The sequence below is a fragment of the Streptococcus sp. 2018162 genome (genome assembly GCF_019754175.1).
Lineage (GTDB): Bacteria > Bacillota > Bacilli > Lactobacillales > Streptococcaceae > Streptococcus > Streptococcus hashimotonensis.
In genome coordinates this window covers 401,871-424,311 of sequence record NZ_JAIJZP010000001.1, presented here as the reverse complement: position 1 = coordinate 424,311, position 22,441 = coordinate 401,871, and the positions used below count along the sequence as shown (strand labels likewise).

Genomic DNA, 22,441 nt, shown 5'->3' with positions numbered 1-22,441 from the left:
GCTTTATGCTATAATAGGAGCGTTATAATACATTTTGGAGGAAATTATGGCTTCTTGGATTTCAAGAATTATTAAAGGTATGATTATCGCACTCGGCTTTATCTTACCTGGTGTCTCTGGGGGAGTACTCGCTGCTATCCTCGGAATTTATGAGCGACTAATTGGATTTTTAGCAAATATTCGAAAAGATTTCAAGGAAAACTTTCTTTATTTTGTTCCTGTAGGAATCGGTGGAATTTTGGGAATCGCACTCTTTTCATTTCCAGTTGAGTATCTCTTGCAACATTTCCAAGTCCCAGTTTTGTGGGCCTTTGCGGGAGCAATCGTAGGAACTATCCCTAGCCTGCTTAAAGAATCAACTCAAAAGAGCAAACGAGATAGCATTGATTTGGCTTGGTTGATTGGTACATTCATCATTTCTGGTCTCCTACTTTACAATTTAAGCGATCTTGTAGGAACTCTTCCAGCTACTTTTGCTAGTTTTGTATTGGCAGGTGCCTTGATTGCTTTAGGGGTACTTGTTCCTGGACTCAGCCCTTCAAACTTACTATTGATTTTGGGTATCTACACACCAATGCTAAATGGTTTCAAATCACTTGATCTATTCGGTACCTTCCTACCAATCGCAATCGGTGGCGTTCTTGCAATGGTTGCATTTTCAAAAGCAATGGACCACGCTCTGAAAGTATACCATTCACGTGTTTATCACTTTATTATTGGTATCGTCTCATCTTCTACTCTCCTAATTTTGATTCCACAAGCAAGTAATAAAGAATCAATTTCCTATGCTGGAGCGAACTTTGTTACATGGATTGCTGCTATTGTCCTATTTATACTAGGCGCATGGTTAGGGCTTTGGATGAGTAAACTTGAGGAAAAATATAAATAATGGCTAAAAAGGTTAAGATTAAGAAAACCTTGGTGGACCAAATATTAGACAAGGCTAAGATCGATCATGATAGCCTTGTTTTAAATGCCTTAGAAGGTCAACTTCCACCAGGAATTGAAGAACACGAAATTTACAAAACACTGGCATTAACTGGAGATAAAACTGGACCAATTATCGGCATTGTCCCAATCACAGAACACCTGTCTGAGAAAAAATTAGCCAAGATCTCTGGCAATAAAAAAGTGAGCATGATTCCGCAAAAGGCCTTGGAAAAGACAACTGGCTACGTCCACGGTGCCAACAATCCCGTGGGCATTCGTCAGAAGCATAATTTCCCAATCTACATTGATCAGTCTGCCCTTGAACTCGGTCACTTGATTGTCTCTGCTGGTGAAATTGGTCGGTCGATTAAAATTGATAGCCAGGTATTAGCTGATTTTGTAAAAGCTAACTTTGCCGATTTGATCGAGGGGAGGGACTAGACTTGAAAATCTACTTTGTCCGTCACGGTAAGACCGAATGGAATTTGGAGGGACGCTTTCAAGGCTATTCTGGAGATTCAGCTCTCTTGCCTGAATCTTATCAGGATTTAGAAAAACTGGGCAAATACCTTGCTGAAATCCCCTTTGATGCTATTTATTCTAGTGATTTGCAGCGCGCACATAGAACTGCCGTAGAAATTGCCAAAGCCAATCACCATTGCCAAACCGTTCTAACCACGCCACAACTACGTGAATGGAATTTTGGGACGCTAGAAGGAAGCAAGATGGCAATTTTTCGTGCCATCTACCCCAAACAAGCCTGGGCACTCAAACATAATCTAGCACGATTTAAACACGATGTCTTTGATGCCGAATCTGTCCATCAGGTCACACAGAGAATGGTCGATTTTATCCAGTCTCTTCAAGAAGAAAACCTGGAAACAGTCCTCATCGTCAGCCATGGTGCCTTTCTAACCGCTTCTATCCATCGCCTGCTTGGTTTTCCACCAGCCCAACTGCGTCACCGAGGTGGTTTGGATAATGCATCGGTTACTATTTTAGAAACAAGCGATTTCGAAAACTTTACAGAATTAGCTTGGAATGATACCAGCTATAAAGCAAAACAGTAGAATTTTCTGCTGTTTTTTCCTATCCTATTAGCAATTTATACTGATTTTTTCTCTCTTCTATGATAAAATAGAAATAACAGACTTTGGAGGAATAAAATTTTTATGTCAACTGAACATTTTGAAGAATTAAATGACCAACAGATTGTCCGTCGTGAGAAAATGACGGCTCTTGCCGAACAGGGCATTGACCCATTTGGAAAACGTTTTGAGCGTTCTGCCAACTCAGCTGAATTGAAGGCCCAGTACGAAGACAAATCAAAAGAAGACTTGGAAGAATTAGGGCAAACAGCTATCATTGCAGGCCGTATTATGACCAAGCGTGGTAAGGGTAAGGCAGGTTTTGCTCACATTCAAGACCGCGAAGGCCAGATTCAGATCTACGTTCGTAAGGATGATGTTGGCGAAGAAAATTATGAAATCTTCAAAAAAGCAGACCTTGGTGACTTTATCGGTGTCGAGGGAGATGTCTTCAAGACAAACGTTGGTGAGTTGTCTATCCATGCTCGCAAGTTGACTCACCTTTCTAAAGCGCTCCGCCCATTGCCAGAAAAATTCCACGGTTTGACAGACATCGAGACCCGCTACCGCAAACGTTATTTGGACTTGATTACTAACCGCGAGAGCTTTGACCGCTTTGTGACCCGCTCAAAAATTATCTCAGAAATCCGCCGTTACCTTGACGGACTTGGTTTCTTGGAAGTGGAAACACCTGTCCTTCACAACGAAGCTGGTGGTGCTGCAGCTCGTCCATTCATTACCCACCACAATGCCCAAAACATTGACATGGTGCTTCGTATCGCGACAGAACTCCACCTCAAACGCCTGATTGTCGGCGGTATGGAACGCGTTTATGAAATTGGTCGTATCTTCCGTAACGAAGGTATGGATGCGACTCACAACCCTGAGTTCACTTCCATTGAGGTTTACCAAGCTTATGCAGACTATCAAGATATCATGGACTTGACCGAAGGTATTATCCAGCACACTGCCAAGGCAGTTGTCGGTGATGGTCCAGTGACTTATCAGGGCACTGAAATTGCTATCCATGAGCCATTCAAGCGTATCCACATGGTTGATGCTATTAAGGAACAAACTGGCGTGGACTTCTGGCAAGAGATGAGCTTCGAGGAAGCAAAAGCCCTTGCAGCTGAGCACAAGGTCCCTGTGGAAAAACACCATACAGAAGTTGGTCAAATCATCAACAGCTTCTTTGAAGAATACGTTGAAGCAACTCTTATCCAACCAACCTTTGTCTATGGTCATCCAGTAGCCGTATCCCCACTAGCTAAGAAAAACGATGAAGACCCACGCTTCACAGACCGCTTCGAGCTCTTCATCATGACCAAGGAATACGGAAACGCCTTTACAGAATTGAACGACCCAATCGACCAATTGGAACGCTTCGAAGCCCAAGCCAAAGCTAAAGAACTGGGTGATGACGAAGCGACAGGCGTTGACTACGACTACATCGAAGCCCTCGAATACGGTATGCCACCAACAGGCGGCCTCGGAATCGGTATCGACCGCCTCTGCATGCTCTTGACAGACACCACTACCATTCGGGATGTGTTGCTATTCCCTACTATGAAGTAAGCAAGAGTAGCTTGCTAGTATTGTTTTTACTAGAATGTACCAATCGCTCTCCAGTTTTCTTAGCGATTGGCTGAAAAGGTCTACTAGACCTTTTCACTCCCTACAATGAAGTAAGAAACAGTAACCTTCTAGTATTGTCTTCACTAGGATATTCCAATCCCTTTCTAGTTTCTTGGCGATTGGCTGACAAGGTCTACCAGACCTTATCACTCCCGATGATGAAATAAAAACTACAAACTGTTTAACACCGTTACTTAAAACACTCTTGGAAATTCCAAGAGTGTTTTTGCATGCAAAAAATCCCACCCACTTGGTCAGGATTTTCAGGAGATTATAAAAAATATTTAGGATTGGGAGTGGGACAGAACTCAAATAATCATAGAGAGTTCCCCTCACTTCCCAACAGTAGTTCGAGCCTCTATGGTCACTTTCTTATTTTCAGGTGACCAGCTGAAACAGTTCCCCGAACTGTTTCACTCCACTAGACTATTTTGACACAAACTTCGTTTGTTTTATTTCCTCACTCAAACAGTCACTACTCTGACTGTTTGACCTCCCACCCCGCATAGCTCCAAAGGTTCGGGGAACCTTTAATAGTCCACTGGACTGTTAAAGCCAATCAACCACTTCGCTGAGATGTTGACTCCACTTTAGAGAAGTGAGGCTATTATAACGTCCCTCCTTTTTATCTCATCAGTCTTGGGACTGATTCTCTTCTTTCTTAGCAAAATAATCTCGGACAATTGGCGCGACTTCTGTTCCGTAGAGTTCGATAGCACGGAGGACATCTTCATGTGGCATAGAGCCGATTGGGAGATGGAGGAAGAAACGGTCCAAGTCAAGTGTTTCAATTGTCTTAATAATTTTTTCAGCGACTCGTTTTGGATCTCCGACGATGGTTGCACCTTCGTCTGTCAGGGAGTAGAGATATTGCGCCTTGGTCATCTCGCTCCAATGTGGGCGGTCTTTAGCGATATTGTCCATAATTACTTTGGTTGGATGATAGTATTCTTCCACAGCCTTGTCATGGTCGTCTGCAATCCAACCCCAAGAATGGGCTGCAACTTTCGTTTTCTTTGGATCATGACCTGAGTTGCGGGCAACCTTGCGATAAGCATCGACTAAAGGTTTAAAGCGATGGGCACCTGCACCAATGACAGCATAAACAATTGGCAAGCCTTTCTTAGCAATCTTGATGGTGGATTCTACATTGCCCCCAGTTGCGACCCAAATTGGAAAATCTTCCTGAACAGGACGTGGATAGACGGGTTTATTATCGACAGACTGAGTAAAATGCCCATCCCACTTGAGATTTGTTTCCTTGTCAATTTCCAAAAGCATATCTAGCTTTTCATCAAAGAGTTCTTCATAGTCATGGAGATCATAGCCAAACAAGGGGAATGACTCCGTAAAGGAACCACGACCCGCCATGATTTCCGCTCTGCCATTTGACAAAGCATCAATGGTGGTGTACTGCTGATAAAGTCGCACAGGGTCCATGGAGGAAAGGATTGAAACTGCTGATGTTAGTTTGATATGCTTGGTATTGACGGCACCAGCTGCCAGCACAATCTCAGGTGCAGAAACCGCAAAATCTTCTCGGTGATGCTCCCCAATCCCATAAACATCAAGTCCCACCGCATCAGCTAGTTCGATTTCTTTGACTAGCTGGCGAATCCGCTCGTCGTGGCTGTAAGTTTCCCCTGTTTTTTCTAGTGGAGTTGTTTCGCCAAATGTTGAAATACCTAATTCTACCATGATGTGTCTCCTTTGAAATCACTATTTCTTAATTGATGCGTTCATTTTATCTCTAATTAGTGATATAGTCAATTGATTTGCTCAAAAAATAAAACGACTAGGAAAACCTAATCGTTTCAATAGATTATTCATAGCGCAAAGCTTCAATTGGATCAAGCTTAGATGCTTTGTTAGCAGGTAGTACACCAAATACAATACCAACTACCGCTGAGAAAGCCAGACTTCCCAGAACAACAGGAATTGAAACTTCAGCAGTTATTCTTTCTCCCATCGCCTTGCTCACATTGAGCAAGAAGACTATTGTTTGGGCGATTGCGAGACCGATTGCTCCACCAAGAGTGGTCAAGACCATGGCTTCTATCAAGAATTGCATCAAGATATTGCCTCGGGTTGCTCCAAGCGCTTTTCGAAGGCCGATTTCACGAGTCCGCTCAGTTACTGATACCAGCATGATATTCATGACACCGATACCACCCACCAGCAAGGAGATACCTGCAACAGCACCGATAAACAAGGTAACACCAGACATTTGAGATTTAAACTCCTCCAACATGGCTGACATATCATAAATCTCATATCTCGCTTCTTTCAATCCAGTCGCTTTAGTCAGGTAATCTGCAGCGGCCTGACCAACTTCTGTTGCCCGAGTAACATCTTCAACATGGACATAGATTTGAGAATTCTCTTTCATACCTGTTTCAGCAGCCAGCTGCGTATTAGTCATGACGGCATTTCCACCTGAATTCATTCCATAAATAGCTGTCCCTGCTTTTGGATCTTTGTAAACCCCTATTACGAGATAAGCATTGCTATTGACACTAATCGTCTGATTGAGAGAGTCCTCTATAGAACCAAACAACTTCTCAGCTAGTGCCGTATCTAGCATAATCATACGTGAAAAACGACTATAATCGTTAGCTGTAAATTGACGACCAGCTAAAATTTCATATTCTTTCACAGCAAAGTAATTCTGACTGACACCAGTAATGGTGACATTCTCTGCTTTTTTATTGCCTGAGCTGACTTCAGCCATGTTACTGATACTGGAATAATAGCTCGATACACCATCAATCTCTAGCAATCCTTTTAAAGTAGAATCCGTCAAATCTGGCTCTTCTTCTAAGATTGGCTCTTCCGTCGATACTGTTCCAAATGGACCGAAGGCTGTGCTTGAGCTGGAGAAGGCAGTAAAGTAAACTTGAACATTATTTTGATCGCCAGCTAGAGACTTTTCTATACTCTTGGACATCCCTGTACCCATGGCGACAATAATGACAACTGCAGCCACACCGATGATGATACCTAACATCGTAAGAAGAGACCTCATTTTATGAGCCATAATAGATTTGAGGGCGAATTTCCAATTTTCCATCTAAACTCCCTCCCTTCGACTATCTTCGGTAATCACTCCATCACGTAGGACGATTTTTCGTTTTGCGTAAGCAGCAATCTCAGGCTCATGTGTAACCATGATAATGGTCTTTCCTTCATTATTCAACTCCGTCAGAAGTTGCATAATCTGCTCGCCTGTCTTGGTATCTAGGGCACCTGTAGGTTCATCCGCTAAAATAATAGCCGGAGTATTGACTAGTGCACGCGCAATAGCCACCCGTTGTTTTTGACCACCAGACAATTCCGATGGTAAATGCGTCATCCGCTCTGCCAACTCAACTTTTTCAAGATATTGTTGAGCTAGTTCCTTACGTTTGCTTGATGGAACTCCAGCATAAATCAAGGGTAATTCTACATTTTGAAGGGCGTTGAGTTTCGATAAGAGGAAAAATTGTTGGAAAACGAAACCGATTTGGTCATTCCGAACCTGAGCTAATTTTTTCTCAGAAAGTTGACTGACCTCTTTACCTTCTAACCAATAGTTTCCTGAACTGGAACGATCTAAAAGCCCGATGATGTTCATAAGGGTTGATTTACCTGAACCAGAAGGTCCCATAATGGCAAGAAATTCTCCCTCTTCCACCTCTAAATCAATATCCTTTAGAACTCGGAGCTCTTGATCACCATTTTTGTAGGATTTATTGATATTCGTTAATCTAATAAGCTGGTTCTTCATTGGCTTCAACCTCTTTGCCATCTTCGAGATCCGGAGTCGGAATGGTAATAACCTTATCACCTACTGCTATGCCAGCAGTCACTTCCTGGTTCAAAGCATCTGCGTTTCCGAGAGTGACTTCCACTTTCTTAGCTTTTCCATCAACCAGGGTCCACACATAGTTTTTATCTTCTTCTGGAACAACTGCGGACACCGGAATTAAAATGTTTTTACTTGTATTGACAACCTCAATATTTACAGAAAATCCTTGCTTCAACTCACCTAATTCACTAGTTAGAGCTGCCTTAAATGGATATTTAGCACCTGAACCACCAGTTCCTGTTGTAGCTGCGGCACCAGCTTGATCACTAGATGGGTAGTTTGAAATATAGGTAATTTTCCCTGTCCAAGTCTTATCAGGATACACCTTGCTAGTCAGCTTGACCTCTTGATCCACTGCAATATTAGCCAAATCGTATTCTGTCAAACTACCTGTTACTTGCAAACTACCTTGGTTTACAATATGTACAACTGTCTGGCTAGATGTAGAGTTCTTAGAAACAGCCTTATTCACTTCAACAACTGTACCAGCAACGGTACTAGTTACTGTCGCTTCAGTTAAGGCTGTATAGGCTTTATCGACCGCAGCTTGAGCATCTGCGTACGAATCATTCAAGTCTGCCAACTGCATATCTACTGAACGTTGTGCAGTAGCAGTTGCTGCAGCATCTGTTTCTGCATCACCAGTTGTTTGAACAGTTTGACCATTGGTTCTTAAGTCTTCAATTTGGCGACCAATCTTATCACGACCACGAACAGCAGTATCCAAAGCAGACTGCAACTCTGTAGCATCATAGCGAATCAAAGGGGTGCCTACTTCGACCTGAGTACCTGGAGCAACTAGAACCTCACTCAAATCTCCCTTAGACGGATCATAGTAAACATACTGCTCATCTGCTGCTGTAATCGTTCCTGTAAGTAGCGTTGAGGAAGCAATCGAGCCCTCTTTAGCAACAGTATAGGTCATACTCATGGCTACTTCTTCTGAAGACGGTGACGACGTTAGCATATTGCTAAAAATCAAGGCCCCACCTACTAGGGCAACTGCGACTACTCCAAGGCCGCCAAACAAAGCAATTTTCGCTTTCTTTGTCTTTAACATAACAAACTCCTTTTCTTTATAAAACATACTTATTTTGTGTTGTCTATATAATACACAAATACAAGAACAAATGCAAGTTTTTTCCTAACTATTTTATAAAAAGTTCGGCAATTTTCCCACTTACATTTTTGTAAGGTAACGTAGCGGATTTTTGATTGACACACAAAAAAACGTTACAATGAATATAGTTACTGATTTTATTGGAGGAAATTTATGAAAGTGTTTGATATTATCGCTATCGGAGGCGGAAGCGGAGGCATTGCTACCATGAACCGAGCCGCTATGTACGGTGCCAAGGCAGCAGTTATTGAGGGAAGCTATCTAGGAGGGACCTGTGTTAACCTTGGCTGTGTACCCAAAAAAATTATGTGGTACGGTTCTCAGGTAGCAGAAGCTATCCAGCATTATGGACCTGAATATGGATTTACTAGCCAAGAGGTGACCTTTGATTTTGCCACCTTGCGTAAAAATCGCGAAGCCTATATTGAGCGTTCACGCGCATCCTACGGTAATACTTTTAACAATAACGGAGTAGAAGTTATCCAGGGTTTCGCACGTTTTGTGGACAATCAAACGGTTGAAGTCAATGGTGAGCTGATTCGTGCAAAACACATTGTCATCGCAACTGGCGCCAAACCGGTAGTCCCTGCTATTCCTGGTAGTGAGCTAGGGATTGTATCTGACGATGTCTTTGCATGGGAAGAATTACCTTCTTCTGTGGCTGTGATTGGTGCTGGTTATATCGCTGTGGAAATGGCCGGTCTCCTACATGGACTCGGTGTCCAAACTGACCTCTTTGTTCGTGGCAATCGCCCTCTTCGTAGCTTTGATACCTACATTGTTGATGCCTTGATGGAAGAAATGCAACGTACCAATCTTCCACTCCATACCGGGAAAACTCCTGTCAGTCTTGAAAAAACTGATGATGGACAAATCCAGATTAACTTTGCTGACGGTAGTAACCATATTGCTCAGAAGGTCCTTTGGGCAATTGGACGTAAACCAAATATTGACAAACTCAACCTAGAAGCAACTAGTGTTCAACTTACTTCTTCAGGACATATTTCTGTCAATGAATACCAAGAAACAGCTGTACCAGGCATCTATGCCCTCGGTGATGTGACTGGTGAAAAAGAATTAACACCCGTTGCAATCAAGGCAGGTCGCCTTTTGGCAGAACGTTTATTTAACAATAAACCAACCGCAAAAATGGATTACACAACCATCCCAACTGTCGTCTTTTCTCACCCCGCTATCGGAACCGTTGGTCTAACTGAGGACGAAGCGATTGCCCAATACGGTCAGGACAATGTAAAAGTCTATACTTCAGCCTTTACTTCTATGTACACTGCCCTAGAAAACAACCGCCAAATGGCCAAGTTTAAATTAGTAACCGTAGGAGAAAATGAAAAAGTCGTTGGTCTGCACGGCATTGGCTATGGTGTCGATGAAATGATTCAAGGATTCTCAGTTGCTATCAAAATGGGAGCTACAAAAGAAGAATTTGATGCCGTTGTCGCCATCCATCCGACAGGTTCTGAAGAATTTGTTACTATGCGTTAACTCAATTGAAAAAGTCCAGACATGAAGGTCAGCACTGTCTGGACTTTTTCTTATGGTAATATAGCAATTGCTCGCACTGGTGAACCCGAAGCCTTCTCCCAATGAGGAAAAGCGATTGAAATCAATGCGCCTGTTGGTGGTACCTGATCCAAGTTTGCCAATACTTCCAACTGATAAATATCTTTTGATAGGAGATAGTATTCTTCTGGTAAACTTCCTCCGTGTTTGGCTGCAGATACTCCTGAATCGGTATCCAATGTTTCATGACCAACTGCTTTCACCTGACGTTCTTCAATCAAATATTCTAAAGCTTCATGGCTCCATCCTGGTGTACGTTGAACTCCATCTTCGTCTAGATTACGAATGGCATCTTGACTAGGCCAGCGCTTTGACCAATCCGAACGAAAGGCAACAAAAGATTCTGGCGCAATCGGGCCATATTCAGCCTCAAAGTCTAAAATATCCTGCTTAGTTATCTCATAGTCATTATTTTCTATAACAGCAGCTGATTTATCAATAACGTAGAGTGGCAGGAGTAAATCTTTCAAATCAATCTCATCAAGATAACGAGCTCCTTCTACAAAATGAATCGGAGGATCAATATGGGTTCCATACTGCCCCACAACCGTAAATTGTTCGACAAAGAAGCCATCCTTATGAGTAAATAGGGCTTTCTTTTCGAGAGCTGGTAGCGCAGGGAAATGCGGGCTCTTTTCATTGATTTGGTGAGTCAAGTCTACCCAAGTTTTAGATTTAAGAGTACGGTAAATATCAAGTAATTCTGTCATAGAAATTCTCACTTTCTTTTTTATTATTCTAGCATAGGTATAGATTGTTTTACATATAATTTGTTGTTTTTTTACTATATAAGTTTCTTATTAGTTGTTATAAAAATCACCTATAGAGTTGTTACAGCCGATGAAAGAGCATTGACTTTCTTATCCAATCTCACTATAATTTTTGTTAACCATAAATTTTTAAAAGGATAACAAATGAAAACAACTTCTATCAAATCACTTGTTTATATCGCTATTGGAACAGCCTTAATTTCCACCCTTTCACAAATCAGTCTGTCTATTGGACCTGTACCATTTACATTACAAACCCTGGCTATCGGCTTAGTAGCTTGTCTATACAAACCCAAGGAGGCAATTACAAGTGTCTGCTTATATCTAGTTCTTGGCGCTATCGGTTTACCTGTTTTTTCCGGTTTTTCTAGTGGCTTTGCTGCACTCACAGGACCGGCATCTGGCTTTCTATGGGGGTTTCTACTCTACACTATCATCACTTCTACCCTCACTAAATCAGACTCCTCACCAATTACAATTTTTCTAGCCTGCCTACTTGGAACAAGTATCTGTTTCCTTCTCGGCTGTTTTGTATTTAAGCTAGTTTCAGGTGCCAGTTGGACTGACACTATCGGATGGACTGTTCTGCCTTTCATTCTTCCTGATTTAGCTAAAATTACACTAGTCATGATTTGTCATCGTTTATTGCAACCTGTTATCAAAAAAGAAGCCTATTTTACTTAGGCTTCTTTCATTTATTTATTAGCAAACGCATCGAGTAAAACTTGAAATTCCTCATTGCTAAGAGTGATCCCTTTCCCCATCTTGGTATGGTCAGGACTCCAGGTACGGATGTCATACTTGGCTGGTGCTCCATTAAAAGATACTCGATTAAGCTCCTTGGTCCATCCTTTATCATTTTCAGATAAAACCAATAATTTTTCTTCAATTTCAAATGTAAATTCTGCCATTTGTTACCTCCTCACTTATCTATTCGAAAAAGCTTGTCATTTTTATAAAAATTAGATAATATAATTATATCAAGTTTGAAAGGATTATGCCATGAAGAGGTTTTTAGAAGTTATTTTCGAGCAGATCACCGTCTTTTTAGAACATGGCAAAGCTCCTAAGTCTATTGAGCCAGATAGCAAGGAAGAAATCAAGAATAACTTGGAGCTGGCTTTATATAAAAAAGCTGCAGTCCATGTCATCTATGGTGATCGTAGTTTCACAGGTGACATTGTGAAATATGATACCAATCGCCAACGGATTATCATGAAAAATTTCAAACGTCAGGTTACCAGCATTATAAAAATCGAGGACATCAAAAAAGTTACCTTGGTTCCAGATAGCATCAAGACTTCTCAACAACAAACAAAAGGCTGAAATTTCAGCCTTTTGTTTGTTTATGCACGAATAGTTAGGGATTGCCCATCTTCTTGGTAGAGGTTGATGAGACCTGATTTGCAGGCACGGATCATGTCGCCAGGATAGATTTCACGGTCCAGCTTAATAGTTAAGAGTTCCATCGGCTTGTTGGCACGGTCAATCTTTTCTCCATTTGAATCATGCAAGTCCTGAATAGTCGTTTCAAAATGACGGAAACCTGGTCCGTAAAACTCTACTTGGTCGCCTTCGTTGATAACATTACGCTGGCGAATGGTTGCAGTCATGGTTTCCTTGTCAAAAGCCACTACTTCGGCGATGAATTTGTATTCTGGAATCTTACGCCGGGCTCCAAAGAGCTGCTCATTTTCACTCGGCGGGCTATAGTAGAAACCAGTCGCCAATTCACGTTGGGCAACCTTCCACATTTCATCAATCAAATCTTGCTTGATGGCTTCAAACTTTTCTGGACTTTCCAGATAGGCATCTACCGCTGCCTTGTAGCAGTTGGTTACGGTTGATACGTAGTGGACGGATTTCATCCGGCCTTCGATTTTCAGGCTATCGACCCCGTTTTCAATCATGTCTGGAATATGGTCGATCATACACATATCCACCGCAGACATGGAGAACTCCTCTGGGATTTCCCCCTTAATCGAACGGCGTTCTTCGCCAAATGGGAGGTCATAGAGGTTGTACTTCCAGCGACAAGACTGGGAACAGCCGCCACGGTTGGCATCCCGTTTGCTCATGTGGTTGGAGAGGACGCAGCGACCTGAATAAGAAATACACATAGCTCCGTGGACAAAGGCTTCAATCTCCACGTCTGTGCGTTTGCGGATTTCAGCCACCTCTTCCATGGTCACTTCACGGGCTAAAACGACACGGGTTAAGCCCAATTCCTTCCAAAACTCAAAGGTTTCGTAGTTGGTAGATGATGCCTGGGTTGACAGGTGAATTTCAAGACCCGGTGCTTCGGTTGCACAGATAACGATGAGGGCTGGGTCGGAAACGATAACCGCATCCAAGCCCATGTCTCGTAGTTCACGGAACCAAGCTCCCGCTCCTTCTTCATTGCCTTCGTGGGTGACCATGTTGGCAGCTACATAGACCTTGGCTCCACGGGCATGGGCATATTCGATTCCTTCCCGCATCTCATCCATGGTAAAGTTCCCTGCACGGCTACGCAGACCGTAGGCCTGGCCACCGACAAAGACAGCATCAGCACCATAATCAATGGCTACCTTCAATTTCTCCAAAGTCCCAGCAGGTGACAAGACCTCGGGACGCTTTAATGTTTTTGACATAATAAACTTCTTTCTATTTGCAGGATAGAATAACGATGTTGTTTCATTCGGAAACTTAGGGCAGAGCTAACTCTGCCAGGATAGAGTAAGTAAAATAATAAATATATGATTAAACTGAAACTTATTTAACCTTATTGCGGTCAAATTCGTAGAAGCCTGTATCCAAGCCACGTTCAGCTGGATGGAGCTTGCGAACCTGTTCATCCAAAAGGAAGGCCTGATCATAAGTGAATTCGCCTTTTTCAATCAAATCTCTTGCTTGAACAAAAAGCTTAACAATTTCAACAAAGTTCTGACCAGGGCAATAGATACCATCCAGTTTCCAATTATGATAACCATGTTCATCTAATTCTGACAGCTTGGTCATCATATCAATGTCATTGTTGATAAAGATATGGGTACCGTGCTTGTCCTCAAAGATAGAATAGTGGCTATCTGGGTCGCTCGGCTCAGCTAAGAAAAGTCCGCGTCCACGTGACAAATCTGTTTCATCCGCCTTTGTAAAATTGTAGTAATTCTGTAACAAGGTTCGTTTAGAATGGTGAATAACAGAGGCCCCGTAGACCAAGATTTCCGCTGGCATTTCCAAGTTCTTAGCAATATCAAAGAGTTCTTCTGATGGAATCTCTCTTGCCAAAACAGCCTCTACTGCTCCATGATCTTTCCAAAAGTTAATCTGACGGCTGGAAGTCACAAAGACAGACGTATCATAGATTAACTTGAAATTGTAGCCATCACGTTTATTGATATAGAAAATTCCAGTATCTCCGACAACCAGATAATCAACCTTGATTTCCCTCATTAGCTCCATAAACGGTTTGATATTGTCCATCATATCTTGGTGCATGAGGGCATTAGCAGCGACCGTCAATTCCTTCCCTGCGCTATGAACTAACTCTGCTATTTCCCTGAGTTCATCATAGGTAAAATTTGTTGGGATGCGAAGGGCATGATCCTCTTCCCCAACATAAATACGGTCAACTCCTGCTGCAAGCAGTTCTTTGACCTGCTCAATACTTTCAGCTGTTGCTGTAATGATAATTTTTTCCATAAAGATAATTATATCAAAAAGAGAAATATCTGATAAGTGACTACTTGTATTTTAATGTTCAGACTTTTCTAATCTTTCTCTTGTAACATTATTGTAATATAAATGACATAAAAATTCAGCAATGTTATGGTATTCTTTAAGGAGCAGAAAAGGAGACGATATGGCATTAAGACACTATCAGTCCCATGAGTACCAGTACGAAGAGTATATCCCGAAAGAGAAAAAGGCTAATTTTCAAACCTATCAGGCAAAAAATACCAATAAAGAACGTCTAAAGGAATTGTTGTTTTTTGTTAATATCGCATTTTTTAGTTTGATAACAGTCATCGCTAGTTATGTCTATCTATCCGTAGGCATTCCTGTTTTTATTGCCATCATATTGGCAAGTGCGACGGGTTTTCTTGGACTACGTTTGGTTCAAATTGGGCTAAAGAAGAAATTTAAACCCAAACAAGTTATAAGAAAAAATGAATAATGAATTATAAAGGCAGAGAAGTTATCCTCTGCCTTTTTTGAATGAACTACTGCCGTCTGCAAACAATTGATTCTCCGCACCTCTTAATATAGTCTGGTAATTTTCTATTTTATAATCTAAACGATCTAGAGCTTGCTGAATTTCCGACAAACGTGACCGCAATTCTTCCTGTTCCTCTTTTAGTAAATCAATCCGAGCTTCCACAGTACTATCTCCAGCCTGCACCAAGCCCATATACTCAATCAAGCGCTCAATAGACATACCCGCACTCCTAAAACAGCGAATAAATTCCAAAATGGCTACATCATTTTCCGAAAAGTCTCTTACTCCAGAAGATTTTCTTGCAATTTTGGGAATAAGTCCTATCCGTTCATAGTAGCGAATGGTATCTGCCGATAGACCTGTCACTTGACTAACTTCTTTGATATTCATTCCAGGCTCCTTTCTTTGTTTTCGCTTATTATACACCTTGAAGTCCACTCCAAGTCAAGCCATTTTAAAAAAATCTGGGAAATCCCAGATTCTTGCTTACAAATATTCTCCCTTGACCACAAAGAAGGTGCCACGAATTTCGCCTGCTAGTTTGGAGCGTTGGCGGGCAAACTTGAATTTGCCTTCAAATTCTTTGGGAATATCAATGCCATCTGACAATTTGAAACCGACCGCTCGTTTGCCTCCTTCTTCTAGCGTATAGAGGACATTGACAGCCAGGCCATTGTCATAAAAAACAAATGACCAGAGAATACCGTCTACCTCAAGCTGAGCGACATTGAGTGGAGTGTAGGGGAGTTTGATAGTCAGGGGAGTGACTATCAAAGCAAAAGGAGTCTGCCAATACCTTCTCGATGAAGGGCAGGATTTCAGGCTTCTCTTCTGGTGTGTAAACCATATACTCCTGCTTGTATTTGTTCCAGAAATAGCGGGCTTCATTGGCACGCAGACCGGCCAAGACTTCTGCGACTGGACTAGTTTCCAAACCTGTCGTTTCGACTTCTTTGAAATTTACTGTATAAGACATGATTTTCCTTTTATAGTCTTTTAGTTTGCTTTTAGTACTCGCTTCAAAGGTTTGGGGAACCTTTGAAGGCTGGAGATAGTGCGAACCAAGTTCGCTTCAAAAGCCGCAGGCATAACTCAATGCTTTCTTGTTTCTAGGCATTGACTTGAAACAGTCCCCCAGACTGTTTCAATCAGGCAAGGCAAATTCAAACACTACAGTGGAATGTTTGAAGTTGGAAATAAGGAAACGACGTTTCCTCGATCGTCGACGTAATAAAAGATAAACTAAATGACGATAATGAAAAAAAGCACCCGAAGGTGCTAGGTAAGGTCTCCTACCGACTTCACGTTCGAGGTCGGTAGAAAAATTCATTAGGCGTTGAAAGCGTCAGTCAACTGTGGTACCACTTGTTTCTTACGTGAAACGGCACCTGCAAGGAAGGCATGGTTGTTTTCCAACTTGAAGTTGAAAGCTGCTTCTACCTTGTCCATGTTACTACCGAGCGCAAGGATTTCAGAGTTTGAGTTAACGATGTCTGTAATCATGAGGACAAAGTCAGAGTAGCCATTTGCTGCTGATGCTGCTGTCATAGCTGCTTCGATTTCTGCTTGGCGTTCCAAGACTTCAACAATGTCCACTGTGTTGACCTGTGCCACACGCACATCATTTCCGTTCAAACCAAAGGTTTTTGCGTCAATGTCAATCAATTCTTCTGCTGACTTGCTGGCAAGGTTGGTACCTGCTTTCAAGAGTGCCAAGCCGTATTCTTCCAAGTTCACACCAGCAATTTCAGCCAATTCAGCTGCTACTTGTGGATCTGTTGCATGAGTAGTTGGCGATTTGAGCAAGAGTGTGTCTGAAATCAAACCTGATAAAAGAAGTCCAGCTACTTCTTTTGGAGGTGTTACTCCGTTTTCTTTAAAGGCACGGTAAACGATTGATGATGCTGAACCTACTGGCTCCAAACGCATGTATAATGGATTTGCCGTTTCAAAGTTTGCGACACGGTGGTGGTCAATAACAGCTGCTACTTCCACATCCTTGATGTCTGCGATTGATTGTTGGAATTCATTGTGGTCTGTCAAGATGACTTGGCTAACGCCTTCTGCCTTAGCAGACTCAACCACGCGCGGTGCCGTAACTCCAAAATACTCAAGCGCAAAAGCAGTTTCTTCATTTGGTGTTCCTAATGCTACAGCTTCCGCATCACGACCAAACACTTCACGCTCCAAATGAGCCCAACCGTATGATGATGCAATGGCATCTGTATCAGGATTTTGGTGACCAAAAACTAAAAATTTAGACATGTCTACAACCTCATTTTCTAATAATCTTCTTCATTTTACCACAAATAGAAAGACTTGTGAACACGGACGAGTCCATATTTGCCAAACGTTTTCAAAAAGAGTAAGATAGAAGGTAGCAATGCAAAAGGAGAACTATATGAAATTTTCTGAATATACCTATGTCCGTCCAGATTATGAAGCTATCAAGGCTCAGTTTTCTGACCTAACAGACCAGTTGGCTCAAGCAAGTGACTTGGAAACAACTCGCACACTTGTGGCAGCCGTTACAAAATTAGTCAGCTTCATCGATACACAGTACAATCTTTGGATGATTCGTCACACCATTGACATGAACGATGAGTTCTACAATGAAGAAACCAAGTTTTGGAATGAATATTCGCCACTCTTTGAAGAATTGACCACCAACTACTACCGTGTCATTGTTCAGACGCCGTATAAGGAAGAGCTGTCAGACATCTTGCCTCAAACCTTCTTCATGCAGGCAGAAAACAAGCTCAAGACCTTCTCATCTGATGTGATTCCCTTGTTCCAAAAGGAAAATGAATTGACCGATGAGTACAGTAAACTGATTGCTGGTGCAGAGATTGATTTCCAAGGTCAGACTTACAACCTGGCCCAAATGGGGCCATTCGGTCAATCAACTGACCGCGAGGTCCGCAAGGCTGCATCTGCTGCCACAACTGCCTTCTTTGAAAGCAAGGAAGCTGATTTTGACCGTGTTTATGATGAATTAGTAAAAGTCCGCACAGAAATCGCCCAAAAACTTGGCTTCAAGGACTATGTGGAATACGGCTACCTCAAGATGAACCGTTTCGACTACAATCGTGACATGGTCAAGGTCTACCGTGAAGAAATCCTCAAGCACATCGTACCGATTGTGCAAGATTTGCGTCAACGCCAAGCCAAACGCTTGCAAGTTCCAAGCCTCAAGCACTACGACCTCAACCTTGAGTACTTGGATGGAAATGCTATTCCTCAAGGTGACCCTGACTTTATCGTCAGCCAAGCCCAAGACATGTACCGCGAATTATCCGCTGAAACGGGCGAGTTCTTTGATTTCATGATTGAGCATGAACTCTTGGATTTGGTCGCAAAACCAGGAAAAAACAGCGGTGGCTACTGTACCTATATCCCTGACTTCAAGAGCCCATTTATCTTCTCTAACTTCAACGGAACCAGCGGTGATATTGATGTTTTGACCCACGAAGCAGGTCACGCCTTCCAAGTCTATCGTTCCCGTTGGATTCAAAGTCCAGAAGTTGTCTGGCCAACCTATGAAACCTGTGAAATCCACTCCATGTCTATGGAATTTATGACTTGGCCGTGGATGGACCGTTTCTTCAAGGAACAAGTAGATAAGTATAAATTCACCCACTTGGCAAGCGCCCTACTCTTCTTGCCTTACGGTGTCTTGGTGGACCACTTCCAGCACGAAGTCTATGAACATCCAGAAATGACACCAGCAGAACGCAAGGCAACTTGGAAAAAACTCCAAGATCTCTACTTGCCAGACCGTGACTATTCCGAGTCAGAAGCCCTCAACCGCGGTATCTTCTGGTACCGTCAAGGTCATATCTTTGCTAGCCCATTCTACTACATCGACTATACCTTGGCCCAAGTTTGTGCCCTTCAATTCTGGAAACGTACGCAAGTAGATCACGATGAAAATGCTTGGGAAGACTACATCCGCATCTGTGATTTGGGTGGCACCAAGTCCTTCTTGCAAGTGGTTGAAGCCGCAAACCTCCAATCACCATTCAAAGAAGGTGCCCTCGAAAGTACCGCCAAAGCTGCGGCCGATTGGTTAAATGCAGTTAAGGATGATGAACTCTAAAACGCAAAAATCTGAATGAATCAAGTGACTCATTCAGATTTTTTTGATTTAACAAAGTTGATGTATTTTTCCCCAAATGTTTCGATTTGCTCCAAGACCAACTTAAATTCCTGGCCAATCTCACTCAGTTCATATTCCACTTTTGGTGGAACTTGAGCATAGACTTTTCGAGTAATTAAGCCATCTTCTTCTAATTGCCGCAACTGCTTGGTCAAGGTTGCTTGGGAAATCCCTTCTAACCGCCGATGCAATTCATTAAACCGAATCGGTCCGTCCTCAATATGATGCAATAGCAAAATATTCCATTTCCCTGACAAGACTGTCTGCGTTGCCAAGTAAGGACAGGCATAAACATTTTTTGTATGATAATCAGGCATCAAACTCCTCCTTCTTTTCCTTGAATCGCCACATTACTTTAGAAAAAGATAGTGACTATTCAAAAAAATCGTACTTGTATTTTGAACTGTATTTGCTACAATCATACCATAAACTACGAAAGTAGGAAAGAATTTTCTTAAGAGGAGGATATATGTCTCTTATCTCAACTTTCAAAAAAATCTTTACAAAGAAGGAAGAAAAACAAATGAAGAACATCTTATTTATCGTCGGTTCATTGCGTGAAGGTTCATTTAACCACCAAATGGCTAAACAAGCAGAAAGCATTTTAGAAGGTCAAGCTACTGTAAGCTACCTTGATTACAAAGATGTCCCATTGATGAACCAAGACCTTGAGACACCTGTCTTGCCAACAGTCCAAGCTGCACGCGATGCCATTATGGCAGCAGATGCCATCTGGATTTTCTCACCCGTTTACAACTTTGCTATCCCAGGTACTGTGAAAAACTTGATTGACTGGCTCAGCCGTGCCCTTGACTTGTCAGATACTCGTGGTCCATCTGCCCTTCAAGACAAAGTCGTTACCGTATCATCTGTTGCCAACGCTGGTCATGACCAAATGTTTGCTAGCTACCAAGCTCTATTACCATTTGTTCGTATGCAAGTCGTAGGTGAATTTACAGGTACAACTGTCAACCCAGAAGCATGGGGAACTGGAGAATTGGTCTTGTCAGAGGAAGCCATTGCCGGTTTGCAGACCCAAGCTCAAGCATTGTTGGAAGCTTAATGCCTATGTACAATTCCCAATTTGAACTGGGCCATGTCGCCCTCAACGTCCGCGATTTAGAACTCCAAAACCTGTTTTACCAACAAGTCTTGGGGCTCCAAGTTCTCTCCCAAAGCTCAAAGCAGATTGACCTTGGTGTTGGAAAAAACACCCTTGTCCGCCTGATTCAAACAGAGCAGAACGGCGAAGTCAGCCACAGCTACGGCCTCTACCACTTGGCCATTGTCCTACCTAGCCGTGAGGACCTCGGGACCATTTTCCACCACTTTATCGACAATAAGATTCCCCTCCAAGGCGCCAGCGACCACGGTTACAGTGAAGCCATTTACCTAGCCGACACCGAAGGCAATGGCATCGAGATTTACCGCGACCTACCTCAAGACACATGGGATGTCCGTCCAGACGGCCGCATCGTCGGCATTACTGAGCCTATGGATGCAGAGGCTATCTATGCTTTAGGAAAAAAAGCTGACGCTGCCTATCAGATGCCAGCTGGCAGTCGCATGGGCCATATCCATCTATCTGTCCGAGAAAGCGCAGCTTCTAGCCGATTTTACCAAGAGGTCCTAGCTATCGAGGATAAATTCTCCGTCCCATCTGCATCCTGGTTAGCTTCTGGCGATTACCATCACCACCTAGCTGTCAATGAATGGGGAGGAAAAAATCTGAAAACCAGACAAGAAGGCATGCCAGGTCTTGCCTACTATACAGTCATCTATTCCAATCCAGAAGTATTTGAAGCAACCTTGAATCGTGCCATTGCCGCAAACCTAAATCTTCAAAGACTAGACAATAGCGCAGCCTTTGTCGATGTGGATGGCATAAAAACTAAGCTTGTTTTAGAATAATACAAAAAAGGAAGTATCTAGCACTTCCTTTTCTTTGTTTATTTGATTAAGCCAAGATCGTATTTCATTCCCAAAATCCGTTTGACGGATTGGTCAATCCGCTCCTCTGTAATTGTACCAGACTTTACTTGTTCGATAATATAAGGAATTTGACTAGCATAACTTGAAGACAATATCATATCTGTCCCAGCTTGAATGGTCTGCAAGGCACCTGTATCTTGATCTACAAATTGGACCAAGCCTTGCATATCAAAATCATCCGTCATAATGACACCCTCAAAACCAAGCTCATTCCGAAGGATTTTATTGATTTCAGGTGAAATGGATGATGGAACATCATCAATGGCAGATACAATATTGTGGCTAACCATGATAGAGTCTGCACCCGCCTCAATACCAGCTTTAAAGGGAAGAAAATCATTGGCCCGTAATTCTTCTAAACTGCGGTTGTCATAGACCAAATCCGTATGCGAATCAGCATTGTCCCCATAACCTGGGAAATGCTTCAGGGTCGAAGCAAATTGTTCCTCTTTCAACAATGTAACCAATTGACCAATATAGTCTGCGGTGGTTTTTGCATCCTGACCAATGGTTCTATCGTAGATAAAAGATGATGGATTGGTGGATAAATCCGCAACTGGGAAGAAGCCTGCGTAAATTCCCTCTTCCTTTAAAAGACTGGTCTTCTGCTTGGCTTCCGACAAAATCGCCTCAATGCCACCAGCTTGGTACAATGCCAAAGGTGATGCAAAAGGTGTTTCCAGAAGTTGACTAATCCGCGTTACCGTCCCACCTTCCTCATCTGAAGCCATTAATAGCGGCACTTTTGAAAGTGATTGAGAAGAAGCAACCTCTTCTTTAACTTGCTCCAGTGTCTTACCTTCAAAATCACTTGCAAATAAGATATAACCCCCAAAATGATAGGTTTCCAATGCCTCAGTTTGTCCTGCAGATGGCATCCGAGCAAAGATCATCTGTCCGACCTTTTCTTCTAAGGTCATCTGATCTAGATAATTTGCAATCACTTTGTCCCTAGCAGATATTTCTTGGCTAGATGATGTCGTTGCAACTTTGGTTTGCTCCTTTTGTGTTCGATTTCCCAAAAAGAACAAACCTAACATAAGCCCAATAAACAAGAGACAAGTGATACTTGTCCCTAACACATTAAATCTTTTCCGCATCAATCTCCGACCTCTTCA

At 42.4% G+C, this 22,441-nt stretch carries 23 protein-coding genes and 1 pseudogene; 11 read left to right on the top strand and 13 right to left on the bottom strand.

The annotated features are described in order from the left end of the window. The first annotated feature begins 46 nt into the window (after positions 1-46). The 4 genes from K5Q22_RS02030 to lysS all read left to right on the top strand — a co-directional run bounded on the left by K5Q22_RS02030 (position 47) and on the right by lysS (position 3,593). Entirely contained in the window at positions 47-889 is an 843-nt protein-coding gene (locus K5Q22_RS02030) for a DUF368 domain-containing protein (protein WP_015646566.1), read from the top strand. Next, complete coding sequence (locus K5Q22_RS02025; RefSeq protein ID WP_205013286.1) at positions 889-1,371, top strand: aminoacyl-tRNA deacylase; 483 nt, start codon at positions 889-891, stop codon at positions 1,369-1,371. Before K5Q22_RS02030 ends, K5Q22_RS02025 begins: the two co-directional genes overlap by 1 nt. A gap of 2 nt (positions 1,372-1,373) precedes the next feature. Next, positions 1,374-2,000: a histidine phosphatase family protein gene (locus K5Q22_RS02020; protein ID WP_205013287.1), complete on the top strand. Its 627-nt coding sequence runs from the start codon at positions 1,374-1,376 to the stop codon at positions 1,998-2,000. 102 nt (positions 2,001-2,102) lie between these two features. Then, positions 2,103-3,593, top strand: coding sequence for a lysine--tRNA ligase (lysS, locus tag K5Q22_RS02015; RefSeq protein WP_024380363.1), 1,491 nt, complete (start codon positions 2,103-2,105; stop codon positions 3,591-3,593). A 693-nt stretch (positions 3,594-4,286) separates the two neighbouring features. Here lysS and K5Q22_RS02010 read toward each other — a convergent pair. The 4 genes from K5Q22_RS02010 to K5Q22_RS01995 form a co-directional block, all read right to left on the bottom strand. After that, positions 4,287-5,351, bottom strand: a complete 1,065-nt coding sequence (locus K5Q22_RS02010) for an LLM class flavin-dependent oxidoreductase (protein ID WP_205013288.1) — start codon at positions 5,349-5,351, stop codon at positions 4,287-4,289. A 124-nt stretch (positions 5,352-5,475) separates the two neighbouring features. Then, a complete protein-coding gene (locus K5Q22_RS02005; protein WP_044681089.1) occupies positions 5,476-6,723 on the bottom strand; it encodes an ABC transporter permease in 1,248 nt (415 codons plus the stop codon). Continuing rightward, the gene (locus tag K5Q22_RS02000) at positions 6,724-7,419 is read right to left on the bottom strand and encodes an ABC transporter ATP-binding protein (protein WP_024406691.1); all 696 of its coding nucleotides are present in this window, start codon (positions 7,417-7,419) and stop codon (positions 6,724-6,726) included. Continuing rightward, positions 7,400-8,560: an efflux RND transporter periplasmic adaptor subunit gene (locus K5Q22_RS01995; protein WP_205013289.1), complete on the bottom strand. Its 1,161-nt coding sequence runs from the start codon at positions 8,558-8,560 to the stop codon at positions 7,400-7,402. Before K5Q22_RS01995 ends, K5Q22_RS02000 begins: the two co-directional genes overlap by 20 nt. A 213-nt stretch (positions 8,561-8,773) precedes the next feature. Here K5Q22_RS01995 and gorA point away from each other — a divergent pair, with 213 nt between their 5' ends. Further along, positions 8,774-10,123, top strand: a complete 1,350-nt coding sequence (gene gorA, locus K5Q22_RS01990; protein WP_044681823.1) for a glutathione-disulfide reductase — start codon at positions 8,774-8,776, stop codon at positions 10,121-10,123. Positions 10,124-10,173: 50 nt separating this feature from the next. On the opposite strand, the gene K5Q22_RS01985 is transcribed toward gorA, so the two are convergent. Further along, a complete protein-coding gene (locus tag K5Q22_RS01985; RefSeq protein ID WP_013730222.1) occupies positions 10,174-10,911 on the bottom strand; it encodes a cyclase family protein in 738 nt (245 codons plus the stop codon). A 204-nt stretch (positions 10,912-11,115) separates the two neighbouring features. Between K5Q22_RS01985 and K5Q22_RS01980 the strand changes: the two genes are divergently transcribed. After that, complete coding sequence (locus K5Q22_RS01980) at positions 11,116-11,655, top strand: biotin transporter BioY (RefSeq protein ID WP_205013290.1); 540 nt, start codon at positions 11,116-11,118, stop codon at positions 11,653-11,655. An 11-nt stretch (positions 11,656-11,666) separates the two neighbouring features. Here the strand turns inward: K5Q22_RS01980 and K5Q22_RS01975 are convergent, their stop codons facing one another. Next, positions 11,667-11,882 carry a YdbC family protein gene (locus tag K5Q22_RS01975; RefSeq protein ID WP_004194749.1) on the bottom strand — a complete coding sequence of 72 codons (216 nt, stop codon included), beginning with the start codon at positions 11,880-11,882 and terminating at the stop codon, positions 11,667-11,669. 91 nt (positions 11,883-11,973) lie between these two features. On the opposite strand from K5Q22_RS01975, the gene K5Q22_RS01970 reads away from it, so the two are divergent. Then, positions 11,974-12,297, top strand: coding sequence for a hypothetical protein (locus K5Q22_RS01970; protein ID WP_024384625.1), 324 nt, complete (start codon positions 11,974-11,976; stop codon positions 12,295-12,297). Positions 12,298-12,317: 20 nt separating this feature from the next. On the opposite strand, the gene K5Q22_RS01965 is transcribed toward K5Q22_RS01970, so the two are convergent. Together K5Q22_RS01965 and K5Q22_RS01960 are read right to left on the bottom strand one after the other, a co-directional pair. Further along, entirely contained in the window at positions 12,318-13,604 is a 1,287-nt protein-coding gene (locus tag K5Q22_RS01965) for a U32 family peptidase (protein ID WP_014637579.1), read from the bottom strand. Positions 13,605-13,725: 121 nt separating this feature from the next. Continuing rightward, positions 13,726-14,655 carry a peptidase U32 family protein gene (locus K5Q22_RS01960; RefSeq protein ID WP_024384623.1) on the bottom strand — a complete coding sequence of 310 codons (930 nt, stop codon included), beginning with the start codon at positions 14,653-14,655 and terminating at the stop codon, positions 13,726-13,728. Positions 14,656-14,815: 160 nt separating this feature from the next. Between K5Q22_RS01960 and K5Q22_RS01955 the strand changes: the two genes are divergently transcribed. Continuing rightward, on the top strand, positions 14,816-15,130 hold the full coding sequence (locus tag K5Q22_RS01955; RefSeq protein WP_024384622.1) for a DUF3270 domain-containing protein: 315 nt from the start codon (positions 14,816-14,818) through the stop codon (positions 15,128-15,130). Positions 15,131-15,151: 21 nt separating this feature from the next. Here K5Q22_RS01955 and nmlR read toward each other — a convergent pair whose 3' ends face one another. The 3 genes and pseudogenes from nmlR to K5Q22_RS01940 form a co-directional block, all read right to left on the bottom strand. Then, positions 15,152-15,562 carry a stress response transcriptional regulator NmlR gene (nmlR, locus tag K5Q22_RS01950; protein ID WP_105116062.1) on the bottom strand — a complete coding sequence of 137 codons (411 nt, stop codon included), beginning with the start codon at positions 15,560-15,562 and terminating at the stop codon, positions 15,152-15,154. A gap of 96 nt (positions 15,563-15,658) precedes the next feature. Continuing rightward, positions 15,659-16,148, bottom strand: a pseudogene (locus K5Q22_RS01945) (phage tail protein). A gap of 353 nt (positions 16,149-16,501) precedes the next feature. Beyond that, positions 16,502-17,437, bottom strand: a complete 936-nt coding sequence (locus K5Q22_RS01940) for a manganese-dependent inorganic pyrophosphatase (RefSeq protein ID WP_205013291.1) — start codon at positions 17,435-17,437, stop codon at positions 16,502-16,504. A 136-nt stretch (positions 17,438-17,573) separates the two neighbouring features. On the opposite strand from K5Q22_RS01940, the gene K5Q22_RS01935 reads away from it, so the two are divergent. Then, complete coding sequence (locus K5Q22_RS01935; protein ID WP_205013292.1) at positions 17,574-19,271, top strand: M3 family oligoendopeptidase; 1,698 nt, start codon at positions 17,574-17,576, stop codon at positions 19,269-19,271. Between the two features lie 29 nt (positions 19,272-19,300). On the opposite strand, the gene K5Q22_RS01930 is transcribed toward K5Q22_RS01935, so the two are convergent. Then, entirely contained in the window at positions 19,301-19,648 is a 348-nt protein-coding gene (locus K5Q22_RS01930; protein ID WP_105136384.1) for a helix-turn-helix domain-containing protein, read from the bottom strand. Between the two features lie 206 nt (positions 19,649-19,854). Between K5Q22_RS01930 and K5Q22_RS01925 the strand changes: the two genes are divergently transcribed. Next, on the top strand, positions 19,855-20,394 hold the full coding sequence (locus K5Q22_RS01925; protein ID WP_024406679.1) for an NADPH-dependent FMN reductase: 540 nt from the start codon (positions 19,855-19,857) through the stop codon (positions 20,392-20,394). Between the two features lie 5 nt (positions 20,395-20,399). Then, positions 20,400-21,242 (top strand): VOC family protein, encoded by an 843-nt coding sequence (locus K5Q22_RS01920; RefSeq protein WP_205013293.1) that lies wholly within the window; start codon positions 20,400-20,402, stop codon positions 21,240-21,242. 38 nt (positions 21,243-21,280) lie between these two features. Here the strand turns inward: K5Q22_RS01920 and K5Q22_RS01915 are convergent, their stop codons facing one another. Then, positions 21,281-22,423: a glycoside hydrolase family 3 protein gene (locus K5Q22_RS01915; RefSeq protein ID WP_202846415.1), complete on the bottom strand. Its 1,143-nt coding sequence runs from the start codon at positions 22,421-22,423 to the stop codon at positions 21,281-21,283. Positions 22,424-22,441 lie beyond the last annotated feature (18 nt).

What these genes read in the sequence shown, in the direction of transcription:
- K5Q22_RS01935 (WP_205013292.1), top strand. Translation starts at nt 17,574, where the DNA reads ATGAAATTTTCTGAATATACCTATGTCCGTCCAGATTATGAAGCTATC.
- K5Q22_RS02025 (WP_205013286.1), top strand. Translation starts at nt 889, where the DNA reads ATGGCTAAAAAGGTTAAGATTAAGAAAACCTTGGTGGACCAAATATTA.
- K5Q22_RS02030 (WP_015646566.1), top strand. Translation starts at nt 47, where the DNA reads ATGGCTTCTTGGATTTCAAGAATTATTAAAGGTATGATTATCGCACTC.
- K5Q22_RS01930 (WP_105136384.1), bottom strand. Translation starts at nt 19,648, where the DNA reads ATGCCTGATTATCATACAAAAAATGTTTATGCCTGTCCTTACTTGGCA.
- K5Q22_RS01995 (WP_205013289.1), bottom strand. Translation starts at nt 8,560, where the DNA reads ATGTTAAAGACAAAGAAAGCGAAAATTGCTTTGTTTGGCGGCCTTGGA.
- K5Q22_RS01975 (WP_004194749.1), bottom strand. Translation starts at nt 11,882, where the DNA reads ATGGCAGAATTTACATTTGAAATTGAAGAAAAATTATTGGTTTTATCT.
- K5Q22_RS01960 (WP_024384623.1), bottom strand. Translation starts at nt 14,655, where the DNA reads ATGGAAAAAATTATCATTACAGCAACAGCTGAAAGTATTGAGCAGGTC.
- K5Q22_RS01965 (WP_014637579.1), bottom strand. Translation starts at nt 13,604, where the DNA reads ATGTCAAAAACATTAAAGCGTCCCGAGGTCTTGTCACCTGCTGGGACT.
- K5Q22_RS01985 (WP_013730222.1), bottom strand. Translation starts at nt 10,911, where the DNA reads ATGACAGAATTACTTGATATTTACCGTACTCTTAAATCTAAAACTTGG.
- K5Q22_RS01980 (WP_205013290.1), top strand. Translation starts at nt 11,116, where the DNA reads ATGAAAACAACTTCTATCAAATCACTTGTTTATATCGCTATTGGAACA.
- K5Q22_RS01920 (WP_205013293.1), top strand. Translation starts at nt 20,400, where the DNA reads ATGTACAATTCCCAATTTGAACTGGGCCATGTCGCCCTCAACGTCCGC.
- K5Q22_RS01970 (WP_024384625.1), top strand. Translation starts at nt 11,974, where the DNA reads ATGAAGAGGTTTTTAGAAGTTATTTTCGAGCAGATCACCGTCTTTTTA.
- K5Q22_RS01955 (WP_024384622.1), top strand. Translation starts at nt 14,816, where the DNA reads ATGGCATTAAGACACTATCAGTCCCATGAGTACCAGTACGAAGAGTAT.
- gorA (WP_044681823.1), top strand. Translation starts at nt 8,774, where the DNA reads ATGAAAGTGTTTGATATTATCGCTATCGGAGGCGGAAGCGGAGGCATT.
- nmlR (WP_105116062.1), bottom strand. Translation starts at nt 15,562, where the DNA reads ATGAATATCAAAGAAGTTAGTCAAGTGACAGGTCTATCGGCAGATACC.
- K5Q22_RS01915 (WP_202846415.1), bottom strand. Translation starts at nt 22,423, where the DNA reads ATGCGGAAAAGATTTAATGTGTTAGGGACAAGTATCACTTGTCTCTTG.
- K5Q22_RS02005 (WP_044681089.1), bottom strand. Translation starts at nt 6,723, where the DNA reads ATGGAAAATTGGAAATTCGCCCTCAAATCTATTATGGCTCATAAAATG.
- K5Q22_RS02010 (WP_205013288.1), bottom strand. Translation starts at nt 5,351, where the DNA reads ATGGTAGAATTAGGTATTTCAACATTTGGCGAAACAACTCCACTAGAA.
- K5Q22_RS01940 (WP_205013291.1), bottom strand. Translation starts at nt 17,437, where the DNA reads ATGTCTAAATTTTTAGTTTTTGGTCACCAAAATCCTGATACAGATGCC.
- K5Q22_RS01925 (WP_024406679.1), top strand. Translation starts at nt 19,855, where the DNA reads ATGAAGAACATCTTATTTATCGTCGGTTCATTGCGTGAAGGTTCATTT.
- K5Q22_RS02000 (WP_024406691.1), bottom strand. Translation starts at nt 7,419, where the DNA reads ATGAAGAACCAGCTTATTAGATTAACGAATATCAATAAATCCTACAAA.
- lysS (WP_024380363.1), top strand. Translation starts at nt 2,103, where the DNA reads ATGTCAACTGAACATTTTGAAGAATTAAATGACCAACAGATTGTCCGT.